Annotated in this window: 11 protein-coding genes; 7 read left to right on the forward strand and 4 right to left on the reverse strand. The window is 66.3% G+C overall.

The window, feature by feature from the left end:
• Positions 1-2: 2 nt before the first annotated feature.
• Entirely contained in the window at positions 3-797 is a 795-nt protein-coding gene (locus tag AC4OR5_RS11845) for an AraC family transcriptional regulator (protein WP_003111539.1), read from the forward strand.
• Positions 798-873: 76 nt separating this feature from the next.
• Positions 874-1,485: a LysE family translocator gene (locus AC4OR5_RS11850; RefSeq protein WP_003084610.1), complete on the forward strand. Its 612-nt coding sequence runs from the start codon at positions 874-876 to the stop codon at positions 1,483-1,485.
• A 7-nt stretch (positions 1,486-1,492) separates the two neighbouring features.
• Here the strand turns inward: AC4OR5_RS11850 and AC4OR5_RS11855 are convergent, their stop codons facing one another.
• The 3 genes from AC4OR5_RS11855 to AC4OR5_RS11865 all read right to left on the reverse strand — a co-directional run bounded on the left by AC4OR5_RS11855 (position 1,493) and on the right by AC4OR5_RS11865 (position 5,161).
• Complete coding sequence (locus AC4OR5_RS11855; RefSeq protein WP_031639673.1) at positions 1,493-2,908, reverse strand: hypothetical protein; 1,416 nt, start codon at positions 2,906-2,908, stop codon at positions 1,493-1,495.
• Positions 2,909-2,942: 34 nt separating this feature from the next.
• A complete protein-coding gene (locus AC4OR5_RS11860) occupies positions 2,943-3,665 on the reverse strand; it encodes a 16S rRNA (uracil(1498)-N(3))-methyltransferase (RefSeq protein ID WP_058143860.1) in 723 nt (240 codons plus the stop codon).
• A 92-nt stretch (positions 3,666-3,757) separates the two neighbouring features.
• Positions 3,758-5,161, reverse strand: coding sequence for an adenosylmethionine--8-amino-7-oxononanoate transaminase (locus AC4OR5_RS11865; RefSeq protein ID WP_003117900.1), 1,404 nt, complete (start codon positions 5,159-5,161; stop codon positions 3,758-3,760).
• A 173-nt stretch (positions 5,162-5,334) separates the two neighbouring features.
• On the opposite strand from AC4OR5_RS11865, the gene AC4OR5_RS11870 reads away from it, so the two are divergent.
• The 3 genes from AC4OR5_RS11870 (at position 5,335) to AC4OR5_RS11880 (ending at position 8,162) form a co-directional block, all read left to right on the forward strand.
• Positions 5,335-6,825: a flavin monoamine oxidase family protein gene (locus AC4OR5_RS11870; RefSeq protein ID WP_003118815.1), complete on the forward strand. Its 1,491-nt coding sequence runs from the start codon at positions 5,335-5,337 to the stop codon at positions 6,823-6,825.
• A 180-nt stretch (positions 6,826-7,005) separates the two neighbouring features.
• Positions 7,006-7,575, forward strand: a complete 570-nt coding sequence (locus AC4OR5_RS11875; protein WP_003106133.1) for a cytochrome b — start codon at positions 7,006-7,008, stop codon at positions 7,573-7,575.
• Between the two features lie 11 nt (positions 7,576-7,586).
• Positions 7,587-8,162, forward strand: coding sequence for a YceI family protein (locus tag AC4OR5_RS11880; RefSeq protein WP_058160885.1), 576 nt, complete (start codon positions 7,587-7,589; stop codon positions 8,160-8,162).
• A 68-nt stretch (positions 8,163-8,230) separates the two neighbouring features.
• On the opposite strand, the gene mexR is transcribed toward AC4OR5_RS11880, so the two are convergent.
• The gene (gene mexR, locus AC4OR5_RS11885) at positions 8,231-8,674 is read right to left on the reverse strand and encodes an effux pump transcriptional repressor MexR (RefSeq protein WP_004365054.1); all 444 of its coding nucleotides are present in this window, start codon (positions 8,672-8,674) and stop codon (positions 8,231-8,233) included.
• Between the two features lie 274 nt (positions 8,675-8,948).
• Here mexR and mexA point away from each other — a divergent pair, with 274 nt between their 5' ends.
• Together mexA and mexB are read left to right on the forward strand one after the other, a co-directional pair.
• The gene (gene mexA, locus AC4OR5_RS11890) at positions 8,949-10,100 is read left to right on the forward strand and encodes a multidrug efflux RND transporter periplasmic adaptor subunit MexA (protein ID WP_058160887.1); all 1,152 of its coding nucleotides are present in this window, start codon (positions 8,949-8,951) and stop codon (positions 10,098-10,100) included.
• Between the two features lie 15 nt (positions 10,101-10,115).
• The gene (mexB, locus tag AC4OR5_RS11895; protein ID WP_023126914.1) at positions 10,116-13,256 is read left to right on the forward strand and encodes a multidrug efflux RND transporter permease subunit MexB; all 3,141 of its coding nucleotides are present in this window, start codon (positions 10,116-10,118) and stop codon (positions 13,254-13,256) included.
• The last annotated feature ends 1 nt before the right edge of the window (position 13,257 follow it).

The following is a 13,257-nucleotide window of genomic DNA, read 5'->3' on the forward strand; positions in this document are numbered from 1 at the left end:
CCATGGCCGGCCTGCAGCACGCGCGGATCGGCGCCTCCCTCGAGGTCGCCAGCGCCAGCCTGGCCGGGCACCGCTTCGAGAAGCACAGCCACGACGAGTTCGTCATCAGCGCCAACCTCTGCGGATTGGAAGATGTCTGGCTGGATGGCCGTACCTTCCAGGCCGACAGCGGCGACCTGACCCTCTACAACCCGGGGCAGATCCAGGGCGGCGGCGTCCGCGACGGCCAGCCCTGGCGCTTCGCCAGCCTCTATCTGCCTGCCGCCGAACTGGCGAGCAGCCTGGATCTTTCCTCCGTCGAGTTCGACCGCCCGCTGCTGCGCAGTCCGGCGCTGGGCCGCGAGTTGGCCGCCAGCATCGAAGCCTTGCTGGCCAGCGACCGCTTCGCCCGCGAACGGGGCGAGGAGCGCCTGCTGGAGTTCCTCGGCCGCCTGCTGGCGGCGAGCGGCACCCGCCTGCCGCAGAGGGCCGATCCTGGGCGCCCGGCTGTCGCCCGCCTGCAGGCGCTGCTCGCCGAGCGCCTGGCCGAGCCGCCGGACCTGGATGGGATGGCGGAGCAGGTGGGCCTGTCGAAATACCACCTGCTGCGGGCGTTCAAGAAGGCCACCGGGCTCAGCCCGCGCCAGTGGAGCATGCAACTGCGCACCCGCCGCGCCCTCGGCCTGTTGCGCCGTGGCCTGGCGGTGGGCGAGGTGGCCCACGCCCTGGGCTTCGCCGACCAGAGCCACCTGACCCGTTACTTCACCAGCGCCTACGGCATTTCGCCGGGCCGCTACCAGCGCGCTGTGCGCGGCTGAACTGCGCAATCCGGTTCAAGTCCGCTTCGCTGCCGGCCGGGATAATCCGACGACCCACCCACGGAGTCGTCGTCCCATGCTCGCCATCTTCCTCGCCGCCTTGCTGTTCGGTTTCGCCTTCAATGTTTCTCCTGGCGCGGTGTTCAGCGAAACGCTGCGCCGTGGTTTGACCGGCGGCTTCCGCCCGGCTTTGCTGGTGCAACTGGGGTCGCTGATCGGCGATGCCGTCTGGGCCCTGCTCGGGCTCACCGGGCTGGCGCTGCTGCTGGGCTACGAACAGGTGCGGATTCCCCTGACCCTGGCCTGTGCCGCCTACCTGGCCTGGCTCGGCGTGCAAGGCTTGCGCGACGCCTGGAGTCCGCCGCTGGCGGCGGAGGATGCCGGCGAGCAGGGGCGCAACGCCTTCGGCGCCGGCGCGGCGATCTCCCTGTCCAACCCGAAGAACGTGGTCTATTGGGGCGCCCTCGGCAGCGCCCTGGCGGGGATCGTCGACGGCACGCCGAACCAGGCGCAGTCGCTGGTGTTCTTCGCCGGTTTCATGCTCTCGTCGCTGATCTGGTGCTTTTGCTGCGCGGCGCTGGTGGACTGGCTGCGGCGCAACACCTCGCTGTTCTGGCACCGCGTCAGCTACGCCGGTTGCGGCGTGCTCCTGCTCGGCCTGGCGGGACTGGCGCTGCGCGGGCTGTAGCCGCGCCTCAGGCCGGCGCCAGGCGCCGCCGCAGCAGGCGTTGGCGCAGGCTTTCGAACCTGCCGAGGTCGACATGCCGGGCATGGTCGCCGACGACGATCCGGCCGTCGGGCAGCTCCGCCCAGTGCTGTAGTCCGCCCTCCAGGTCCAGTTCGCCGTAGCGGATGCGCAGCGCCCGGCCGGATTCGAGGTGCCAGAGCTGGGCGAGGTCCCGCGAGCGATGCGGTTCCAGCCACGGCGCCAGGAGCAGCCAGCCTCCGTCCAGGGCCTGGAGCTTCAGGTAGGGGCCTTCGGCCAGGCCGTCCAGCGAGTGGCTGCGGATCTCGCCGCTGTCGAGCCGGCCTTCGCAGAGCGTTTCACGCTCCAGCCAGACGATGGTCCCGGGTGCCGCCGAGGTCGGCTGCGCCGGATCGGCGGGCAGATCCTTGCCGACGGGGAACGGCAGGGGCTGGATGCGTGCCTCGCGCCATTCGAAGAACTGCCCGCGGGAGAGCAGGCAGACGCGCTGGTCCGGAGTGGTGAAGACCGCCGGCGGATTCTCGATGGAGCGCCGCGCTTGCGGCACCTCGAAGAGCAACCGCGGTTCGTCGTTGCCCCGGGCGAAGCCCGGATAGAGGAAGAACAGGCCGCGGTCGGCCAGGAGCAGGTCGTCCCCGGCCAGGCCGATGGCAAGTTCCGGGGTGCGGCGTTGGCGCAACGACTGCGCCGGCGGCAGCGGCAAGGGCGGTAGTTCGGGCGTCAACGAGGCGAGGTCGCGGGAGCGTTGCAGCCAGGCGTAGGGGCTTCCCGAACGGGTCATCCTGACCCAGGCGTGCAGGCCGTCCGCCGAACTGGCCCGGCAGAGCAGCGCGCCCCGGGTTTCCTCCGCGCCATCGGGCAGGCGTTGCAGCCTGGGCCATTGGCGCAGGTCCAGCAGGTCGCGGCTGTCCTCGCCCGGCAGGCGGGCGATGGCCAGGCCGGGCGCCAGGTGCTCGGCGTGTTCGAGGCAAATGTAGGCCGAAGCCGGCGCCAGGCCGGCCGGCGCGGCGGCGGGGAGGGCCGCCCGGGCGCCCTCGGGGGCGTCTTCCTGGCGCAGCGTGCGGGCGTTGTGGCCCTGCGCTGCGAGCGCATCGAGGAGGCGCCGGCTGTGGGGGGCGCCGACCACGTACAGGTTCAGGCTGTCGTCTTCGTCCAGGCGTTCCACCAACGCCAGTCCGAGGGATTCCAGCTCCTGGCCGAGGGCTGGCAGGAAATCCTCGGGAAGGTCGTCGCGCAGGCGCTCCAGCAGCGTCTCCAGTGCGGCGGAGGCCAACTGCGGGAAGCGTCCGGCATAGTCTCGGCGGAGTACGCCGAGCACGTCGGGCAGGCGGATCTTCCAATCGAAGGTAACGGGCGTGTCCATGCGTGCGATCCGTTGCGAAGTGGGTTGCGCAACGGTATTCACTGGCTGTCGCCGTTGTAAAGCGGCGGGAGAGATATCAGGCGAAGTCGCCCCAGAGTTGCTGGGCCACCGCCAACGCCACCACCGGCGCGGTCTCGGTGCGCAGCACTCGCGGGCCGAGGCGCGCGGCGTGGAAGCCGGCCGCCTTCGCCTGCTCCACCTCGGCATCGCTCAGGCCGCCTTCGGGACCCACCAGGAAGGCCAGGCGCGACGGCGGCGCATGGCTGGCCAGGGGGGCGGCCACAGGGTGCAGGACCAGCCTGAGCTCATCGTCCCGCCCGCGCAGCCAGTCCTCCAGGGCCAGCGGCGGATGGATCAGCGGCAGGCTCGAACGGCCGCACTGCTCGCAGGCGCTGATCGCCACCTGGCGCCAGTGCTGCAGGCGCTTGTCGGCGCGCTCGTCCTTCAGGCGCACTTCGCAACGCTCGCTGACGATCGGGGTGATTTCCGCCACCCCCAGCTCGGTGGCCTTCTGGATCGCCCAGTCCATCCGCTCGCCGCGCGACAGGCCTTGCCCCAGGTGGATACGCAGGGGCGAGTCGGGCTGGCCGGCGAACTGCTCGCGGAGTTCGACGCGGACATTCTTCTTGCCGACCTCGACCAGCTCGCCGAGGTATTCCCGGCCGCTGCCGTCGAACAGTTGCACGGCGTCGCCCGTGGCGTGCCGCAGCACGCGGCCGATGTAGTGGGCCTGGGCCTCGGGCAGGTCGTGCTGGCCGAGGGCGAGGGGCTGGTCGACGAAGAAGCGGGACAGGCGCATGGCGATTCGAGGGTAGTGGCGACAGGCGCGCAGTTTACTGCCTGCCGCGGGGCGCTGGAACCGGCCCCCTCGGGACGAAGGGGCGGCGACGTTCAGCCCGGATCGCGGTGGTCCGGGTGGAAGTCGCTGACCGCCACGCTGACCGCGTCGCGGGTGGCGATGTCGATGCCTTCGCTGGCCACCTCGGCGAGGAAGTCGATCTGCTCCGGGGTAATCACGTAGGGCGGCAGGAAATACACCACGCTGCCCAGCGGGCGCAGCAGCGCGCCGCGCTCCAGGCCATGCTGGAAGACCTTCAGGCCGCGGCGCTCCTGCCAGGGGTAGGGCGTCCTGGATGCCTTGTCCTGGACCATTTCGATGGCCAGGACCATCCCGGTCTGGCGCACCTCGGCGACATGCGGGTGGTCGGCCAGGTGCGCGGTGGCCCTGGCCATGTGGGTGGACAGCGCGCGGTTGGCCTCGATCACCTTGTCTTCCTCGAAGATGTCCAGGGTCGCCAGGGCGGCGGCGCAGGCCAGCGGGTTGCCGGTATAGGTGTGCGAGTGGAGGAAGGCGCGCAGGGTCTGGTAGTCGTCGTAGAAGCCCCGGTAGACGGTCTCGCTGGTCAGCACCGCGGACATCGGCAGGTAGCCGCCGGTGAGGGCCTTGGACAGGCAGAGGAAATCCGGGGCGATGCCGGCCTGCTCGCAGGCGAACATCGTCCCGGTGCGGCCGAAGCCCACCGCGATCTCGTCGTGGATCAGGTGCACGCCATAGCGGTCGCAGGCTTCACGCAGCAGCTTGAGGTAGACCGGGTGGTACATGCGCATGCCGCCGGCGCCCTGGATCAGCGGTTCGACGATGACCGCGGCGATCTCGTCGTGCCCTTCGGCCAGGGTGCGCTCCATGTGGGCGAACATGTTCCGCGAATGTTCTTCCCAGCACATGCCGTCCGGACGCAGGAAGCAGTCCGGGCTGGGCACCTTGATGGTGTCCAGCAACAGCGACTTGTAGGTTTCGGTGAACAGCGCCACGTCGCCCACCGACATCGCCGCGATGGTTTCGCCGTGGTAGCTGTTGGTCAGGGTGACGAAGCGCTTCTTGCGCGGCCTGCCGCTATTGAGCCAGAAGTGGTAGCTCATCTTCAGCGCGACCTCGATGCCCGCCGAGCCGCTGTCGGCGTAGAACACCCGGTCGAGCCCCGGCGGGGTGATCTTCACCAGTCGCTCCGACAGCTCGATCACCGGCTGGTGGCTGAATCCGGCGAGGATCACGTGCTCCAACTGGTCGACCTGGTCCTTGATACGCTGGTTGATGCGCGGGTTGGCGTGACCGAACACATTGACCCACCAGGAACTGACCGCGTCGATGTAGCGCTTGCCTTCGAAATCCTCCAGCCAGACGCCTTCGCCGCGGCGGATCGGGATCACCGGTAGGCGTTCGTGGTCTTTCATCTGGGTACAGGGATGCCAGAGTACGTTCAGGTCGCGCTGCATCCAGTCGGCGTTAAGGCCCATGGGCTGTCTCCTCGGATCGATCGGCAAAGCCTATGCAATGGGGGTGAGATGAACAACCCGGTGGGTTGGGACACATCCGACAGCAGCCGCCGACGGACTCCTATGGTGGCCCAAACGGCTCTGGCGTATGCTGCGCGCCGTTGCGTCTTTGCTTTTTTTCTGGGGAGTCCGGTATGTCGTTAAGGTGGCTGCGCGCCGCGGCGTTTCTCATGTTGGGGGTGTTCAGCGCGGTGGCGCTGGGCAAGGATAAACAGCCTACGGCGATCGTCGTCGGCGCGGGCCTGGCAGGCCTGAGCGCGGCCTACGAATTGCAGAAGGACGGCTGGCAGGTCACGGTGCTCGAGGCGCGGCCGCAGGTGGGCGGGCGTTCCGGCCTGGCCACCAGCGAATGGGTCGGCAACCAGAAGGTCCAGCCCACGCTCAATGCCTACCTGGACACCTTCAAGCTGAAGCCGGTGCCGGCGCCGGACTTCGTCCGCACCCCCAGCTACCTGATCGACGGCCTGTACTACAGCAGCAGCGATCTCGCGCTCAAGCAGCCGAACGTCGCCGCCGACCTCAAGCGCTTCGAGTCGACCCTGGACGATCTCTCGGCATCGATCTCCGATCCGCTCAACCCCGCCTCGAGCAATACCCTGTTCGCCCTCGACCAGATGAACGCCGCGCGCTGGCTGGACAAGCTGAACCTGTCGCCGACCGCGCGCCTGCTGGTCAACCAGCGTATCCGCTCGCGCTACGACGAACCGTCGCGCCTGTCGCTGCTCTACCTCGCCCAGCAGGGCCGCGCCTACCGTGGCGTCGATGACCGCGACCTGCGCGCGGCGCGCCTGCCCGGCGGCAGCCAGGTGCTGGCGGAAGCCTTCGTCAAGCAGATCAAGACGATCAAGACCAAATCCAAGGTGTCGAGCATCGTCCAGGCCAAGGACGGCGTCGCCGTCAAGGCCGGCAGCGAGACCTACAAGGCCGACTACGTGGTTCTCGCCGTGCCGCTGAAGGCGCTCGGCCAGATCCAGATGACCCCGTCCCTGAGCGGTACCCAGATGTCCGCGCTGAAGGGCACCAACTATGGCTGGCGCGACCAGATCCTGCTGAAGTTCAAGCGCCCGGTGTGGGACGACAAGTCGCGCCTCTCCGGCGAGATCTTCAGCGACCAGGGCCTGGGCATGATCTGGGTCGAGCCGGCGCTGAAAGGCGGCGCCAACGTGCTGATCAACCTGTCCGGCGACAACGCCCGCGTGCTACAGGCTTTCGGCGACCGGCAGATGGTCGACCAGGTGCTGATCCGCATGAATAAGTTCTATCCGAAGATGCGCGGTGCCTTCGCCGGCTACGAAATTCGTCGCTACAGCGCCGACCCGGGCACCGGCGGTTCCTACCTGGCCTACGGTCCGGGCCAGGTGACGCGCTTCTGGCGGATCTGGGAACAGCCGCTGTCGCGGGTCGCCTTCGCCGGCGAGCACACCGATGCGCTGTACCCCGGCACCATCGAGGGGGCGCTGCGCAGCGGCAAGCGCGCCGCCAGCCAGGTGCGCGACCTGTACGCCGGCAAGACTCCGGTGATCGAGGGCGCGCCGATGGTGGCGAAGGCCGAGAAGGTAGCCGCACCGACGACCGGCGGCGAGAAGAAGAACCCGTTCGCCTGGTTCACCCGCCTGTTCGATTGATCCCCTTCGCCGGCGCCGGAAGCTCCGGCGCCTTGCGCTTCCCGGTTCGCAGCGCAATCCAGGGTTTTTTCTTAGCCTGCGAACCTATCTTGTGAATCGATGTTTCAAAGCAGAATTTTCTGCTTTAACTCGATGGATTTGCCGCTAGTCTTGAGGCTTCGCTTTTCAAGGAAGTTTTTCATGCAGTGGCGCAATACCTCATCCCGTTACGGCGTATTCAGCTTGTTCCTGCACTGGGGCAGCGCGCTGGTGGTCTTTGGCTTGTTCGGCCTGGGCCTGTGGATGCGCGAACTGAGCTATTACGACCCCTGGTACCACCCCGCGCCGGCGCTGCATAAAAGCATCGGCATCCTGCTGGCCATTGCCCTGCTGGTGCGGATCGTCTGGCGTTTCGTCAGCCCGCCGCCGCCGGCGCCGGCCAACCACGGTCCGCTCACACGGGTAGCGAGCAAGCTTGGCCACCTCGCGCTGTACGGGCTGCTGCTGGCGGTGATCGTCGCGGGCTACCTGATTTCCACCGCCGACGGCGAACCGATCAGCGTGTTCGGCTGGTTCTCCGTGCCGGCAACCCTCAGCGGGCTGCCCGACCAGGCGGACGTCGCGGGTGAAATCCATCTCTACCTGGCCTGGGCGCTGGTGGTCTTCGCCGTCCTCCATGCCCTGGCCGCCCTCAAGCATCACTTCGTCGACCGCGACCCGACCCTAAAGCGCATGCTCGGTCGCTCGTCGAATGATCAACAACCACGTTAAGGAGAATGTCCATGCTGAAGAAGACCCTTGCCGCGCTGGCGCTCGGCTCCGCACTGTTCACCGCCGGCCAGGCAATGGCCGCGGACTACAAGATCGACAAGGAAGGCCAGCACGCCTTCATCGAGTTCCGCATCAAGCACCTGGGCTATAGCTGGCTGTACGGTCGCTTCAACGACTTCGACGGCAACTTCACCTTCGACGAGAAGAACCCGTCGGCCGACAAGGTCAAGGTGACCATCAACACCAACAGCGTGGACACCAACCATGCCGAGCGTGACAAGCACCTGCGCAGCGGTGATTTCCTCAACGTCAGCAAGAACCCGACCGCTACCTTCGAATCCACCGAAGTGAAGGCCAACGGCGACAGCGCCGACATCACCGGCAACCTGACCCTGAACGGCGTGACCAAGCCGGTCACCATCAAGGCCAAGCTGATCGGCCAGGGCGACGACCCGTGGGGCGGCTACCGTGCCGGCTTCGAAGGCAGCGCCACCCTGAAGCTGAAAGACTTCGGCATCAAGATGGACCTCGGCCCGGCATCCCAGGAAGTCGAGCTGCTGCTCTCCGTCGAAGGCATTCGCCAGTAAGCGGATACCTGAAACGGAAAACGCCGGCGATCGCCGGCGTTTTTCATTGTGCTTCGAAAAGAATGTTCTTAAATATCCTCAAGCGGTTGCGCGGCCAGGCATTGGTCGAGGAGATGCACCAGGGTGGCTTGTTCCTCCGGGGTGAGCGGGGCAAACAACTCGTCATGCACGCGTGACATGATGGCTTCCGCATGCTGGTGGATGGCCAGCCCCTCGTCGGTGAGGAAGAGCTGGAAGCTGCGCTGGTCACTGGGGTTGCGCTCGCGGCGGACCAGGTTTCTTCCCTCCAGCTCGCGGATCTTTCGGGTGATCAGTGCCTTGTCGCGGCACATCTGGCGTCCCAGGTCCTGCAGGTTCAGCCCGCGTTGTTCGTCGATAAGCTTCAATACATGGACGTCGGGCGGGGTCAGGTCGAGCCGCTGGCAATCGAGCTCGCTCTGGATGCGCGTCCGCACATGCTGGAAGACCGCCATCAGCGCAGGCATCAGGTCGGGGTTGACGGGGTAGTTCATTGGTCTGGCCGAGTAAACCTAATGTAAATGTGGTTGATCCAGTCAACTATTTTGCTTATTTTAGTTGACCTTATCAACCTTGTTTCAGGTTCTGAATATGGGCCATGGCGCCGGGTGGATAACCGGCCAACGAGCTAAAACGTTTCAGGTGTTTTCACGCGAGGCTTTCGGACGTTTACAAACACCTATGAATGTAAGTATTTTGCCTGCCTTCTTCGAGCCGGTGCGGCGCCTTCACGCTGCATCGGCCGCTTTCGCTCATGAGGACAACGCTATGCAACGAACGCCAGCCATGCGTGTACTGGTTCCGGCCCTGCTGGTCGCGATTTCGGCCCTTTCCGGGTGCGGAAAAAGCGAGGCGCCGCCGCCGGCGCAAACGCCGGAGGTCGGGATCGTGACCCTGGAAGCGCAGACGGTGACCCTGAATACCGAGCTGCCGGGCCGGACCAATGCGTTCCGCATCGCCGAGGTGCGTCCCCAGGTGAACGGCATCATCCTCAAGCGCCTGTTCAAGGAAGGCAGCGACGTCAAGGCCGGGCAGCAGCTCTACCAGATCGACCCCGCCACCTACGAGGCCGACTACCAGAGCGCCCAGGCCAACCTGGCCTCGACCCAGGAGCAGGCCCAGCGCTACAAGCTGCTGGTCGCCGACCAGGCCGTGAGCAAGCAGCAGTACGCCGACGCCAATGCCGCCTACCTGCAGTCCAAGGCGGCGGTGGAACAGGCGCGGATCAACCTGCGCTACACCAAGGTGCTGTCGCCGATCTCCGGCCGCATCGGCCGTTCCGCGGTGACCGAAGGCGCCCTGGTGACCAACGGCCAGGCCAACGCGATGGCCACCGTGCAACAGCTCGACCCGATCTACGTCGACGTCACCCAGCCGTCCACCGCCCTGCTGCGCCTGCGCCGCGAGCTGGCCAGCGGCCAGCTGGAGCGCGCCGGCGACAACGCGGCGAAGGTCTCCCTGAAGCTGGAGGACGGTAGCCAATACCCGCTGGAAGGCCGCCTCGAATTCTCCGAGGTTTCCGTCGACGAAGGCACCGGCTCGGTCACCATCCGCGCGGTATTCCCCAACCCGAGCAACGAGCTGCTGCCCGGCATGTTCGTTCACGCGCAGTTGCAGGAAGGCGTCAAGCAGAAGGCCATCCTCGCTCCGCAGCAAGGCGTGACCCGCGACCTCAAGGGCCAGGCTACCGCGCTGGTGGTGAACGCGCAGAACAAGGTGGAGCTGCGGGTGATCAAGGCCGACCGGGTGATCGGCGACAAGTGGCTGGTCACCGAAGGCCTGAACGCCGGCGACAAGATCATTACCGAAGGCCTGCAGTTCGTGCAGCCGGGTGTCGAGGTGAAGACCGTGCCGGCGAAGAACGTCGCGTCCGCGCAGAAGGCCGACGCCGCTCCGGCGAAAACCGACAGCAAGGGCTGATCAAGGGGATTCGTAATGTCGAAGTTTTTCATTGATAGGCCCATTTTCGCGTGGGTGATCGCCTTGGTGATCATGCTCGCGGGCGGCCTGTCGATCCTCAGTCTGCCGGTCAACCAGTACCCGGCCATCGCCCCGCCGGCCATCGCCGTGCAGGTGAGCTACCCGGGCGCCTCGGCCGAGACGGTGCAGGACACCGTGGTCCAGGTGATCGAGCAGCAGATGAACGGGATCGACAATCTGCGCTACATCTCCTCGGAGAGTAACTCCGACGGCAGCATGACCATCACCGTGACCTTCGAACAGGGCACCGACCCCGACATCGCCCAGGTTCAGGTGCAGAACAAGCTGCAACTGGCCACCCCGCTGCTGCCGCAGGAAGTGCAGCGCCAGGGGATCCGGGTGACCAAGGCGGTGAAGAACTTCCTCATGGTGGTCGGTGTGGTTTCCACCGACGGCAGCATGACCAAGGAAGACCTGTCGAACTACATCGTTTCCAACATCCAGGACCCGCTGTCGCGGACCAAGGGCGTCGGTGACTTCCAGGTGTTCGGTTCGCAGTACTCGATGCGCGTCTGGCTCGACCCGGCCAAGCTGAACAGCTACCAACTGACCCCGGGCGACGTGAGCAGCGCGATCCAGGCGCAGAACGTGCAGATCTCCTCCGGCCAGCTCGGCGGCTTGCCGGCGGTCAAGGGCCAGCAGCTCAACGCCACCATCATCGGCAAGACCCGCCTGCAGACCGCGGAGCAATTCGAGAACATCCTGCTCAAGGTCAATCCCGACGGTTCCCAGGTGCGCCTGAAGGACGTCGCCGATGTCGGCCTGGGCGGCCAGGACTACAGCATCAACGCGCAGTTCAACGGCAGCCCGGCGTCCGGTATCGCGATCAAGCTGGCCACCGGCGCCAACGCGCTGGATACCGCCAAGGCGATCCGCCAGACCATCGCCAACCTGGAACCGTTCATGCCGCAGGGCATGAAGGTGGTCTACCCGTACGACACCACCCCGGTGGTCTCGGCCTCGATCCATGAGGTAGTGAAGACCCTCGGCGAGGCGATCCTCCTCGTGTTCCTGGTGATGTACCTGTTCCTGCAGAACTTCCGCGCCACGCTGATCCCGACCATCGCCGTACCGGTGGTGCTGCTGGGGACCTTCGGCGTGCTCGCCGCGTTCGGCTTCTCGATCAACACCCTGACCATGTTCGGCATGGTGCTGGCCATCGGCTTGCTGGTGGACGACGCCATCGTGGTGGTGGAGAACGTCGAGCGGGTGATGGCCGAGGAAGGCCTGTCGCCAAGGGAGGCGGCGCGCAAGTCCATGGGCCAGATCCAGGGCGCGCTGGTCGGTATCGCCATGGTGCTCTCGGCGGTATTCCTGCCGATGGCGTTCTTCGGCGGCTCCACCGGGGTGATCTACCGGCAGTTCTCCATCACCATCGTGTCGGCCATGGCCCTCTCGGTGATCGTGGCGCTGATCCTCACCCCGGCGCTCTGCGCGACCATGCTCAAGCCGATCGAGAAAGGCGACCATGGCGAGCACAAGGGCGGCTTCTTCGGCTGGTTCAACCGGATGTTCCTTTCCACCACCCACGGCTACGAGCGTGGCGTGGCGTCGATCCTCAAGCATCGCGCGCCGTACCTGCTGATCTACGTGGTGATCGTGGCCGGGATGATCTGGATGTTCACCCGCATTCCCACCGCGTTCCTCCCCGACGAGGACCAGGGCGTACTGTTCGCCCAGGTACAGACCCCGCCGGGCTCCAGCGCCGAGCGTACCCAGGTGGTGGTGGACTCGATGCGCGAATACCTGCTGGAGAAGGAAAGCTCTTCGGTCAGCTCGGTGTTCACCGTGACCGGCTTCAACTTCGCCGGCCGCGGCCAGAGTTCGGGCATGGCGTTCATCATGCTCAAGCCCTGGGAAGAGCGTCCCGGTGGCGAGAACAGCGTGTTCGAGCTGGCCAAGCGCGCGCAGATGCACTTCTTCAGCTTCAAGGACGCGATGGTGTTCGCCTTCGCGCCGCCGTCGGTACTGGAACTGGGTAACGCCACCGGCTTCGACCTGTTCCTCCAGGACCAGGCGGGCGTCGGCCACGAGGTCCTGCTCCAGGCGCGCAACAAGTTCCTCATGCTCGCCGCGCAGAACCCGGCGCTGCAACGCGTGCGCCCCAACGGCATGAGCGACGAACCGCAGTACAAGCTGGAGATCGACGACGAGAAGGCCAGCGCCCTCGGCGTGTCCCTCGCCGACATCAACAGCACCGTGTCCATCGCCTGGGGTTCCAGCTACGTCAACGACTTCATCGACCGTGGCCGGGTCAAGCGGGTCTACCTGCAGGGCAGGCCGGACGCGCGGATGAACCCGGACGACCTGAGCAAGTGGTACGTGCGCAACGACAAGGGCGAGATGGTGCCGTTCAACGCCTTCGCCACCGGCAAGTGGGAATACGGTTCGCCGAAGCTGGAGCGCTACAATGGCGTGCCGGCGATGGAGATCCTCGGCGAGCCGGCGCCCGGCCTGAGTTCCGGTGACGCCATGGCGGCGGTCGAGGAGATCGTCAAGCAATTGCCGAAAGGCGTTGGCTACTCCTGGACCGGCCTGTCCTACGAGGAGCGCTTGTCCGGCTCGCAGGCGCCGGCGCTGTATGCGCTGTCGCTGCTGGTGGTGTTCCTCTGCCTGGCGGCCCTGTACGAAAGCTGGTCGATTCCGTTCTCGGTGATGCTGGTGGTGCCGTTGGGCGTGATCGGCGCGCTGCTGGCGACGTCCATGCGCGGCCTGTCCAACGACGTGTTCTTCCAGGTGGGCCTGTTGACGACCATCGGCCTGTCGGCGAAGAACGCCATCCTCATCGTGGAGTTCGCCAAGGAGCTGCACGAGCAGGGCAAGGGCATCGTCGAGGCGGCCATCGAGGCCTGCCGCATGCGTCTGCGGCCGATCGTGATGACCTCCCTGGCGTTCATCCTCGGTGTGGTTCCGCTGGCGATCTCCACCGGCGCCGGCTCGGGCAGCCAGCATGCGATCGGTACCGGCGTGATCGGCGGCATGGTCACTGCGACCGTCCTGGCGATCTTCTGGGTACCGCTGTTCTACGTGGCGGTCAGCACGCTGTTCAAGGACGAGGCGTCCAAGCAGCAGGCTGAGGCCGAAAAGGGGCAATGAT

This window comes from Pseudomonas sp. YA1, from assembly GCF_058680555.1.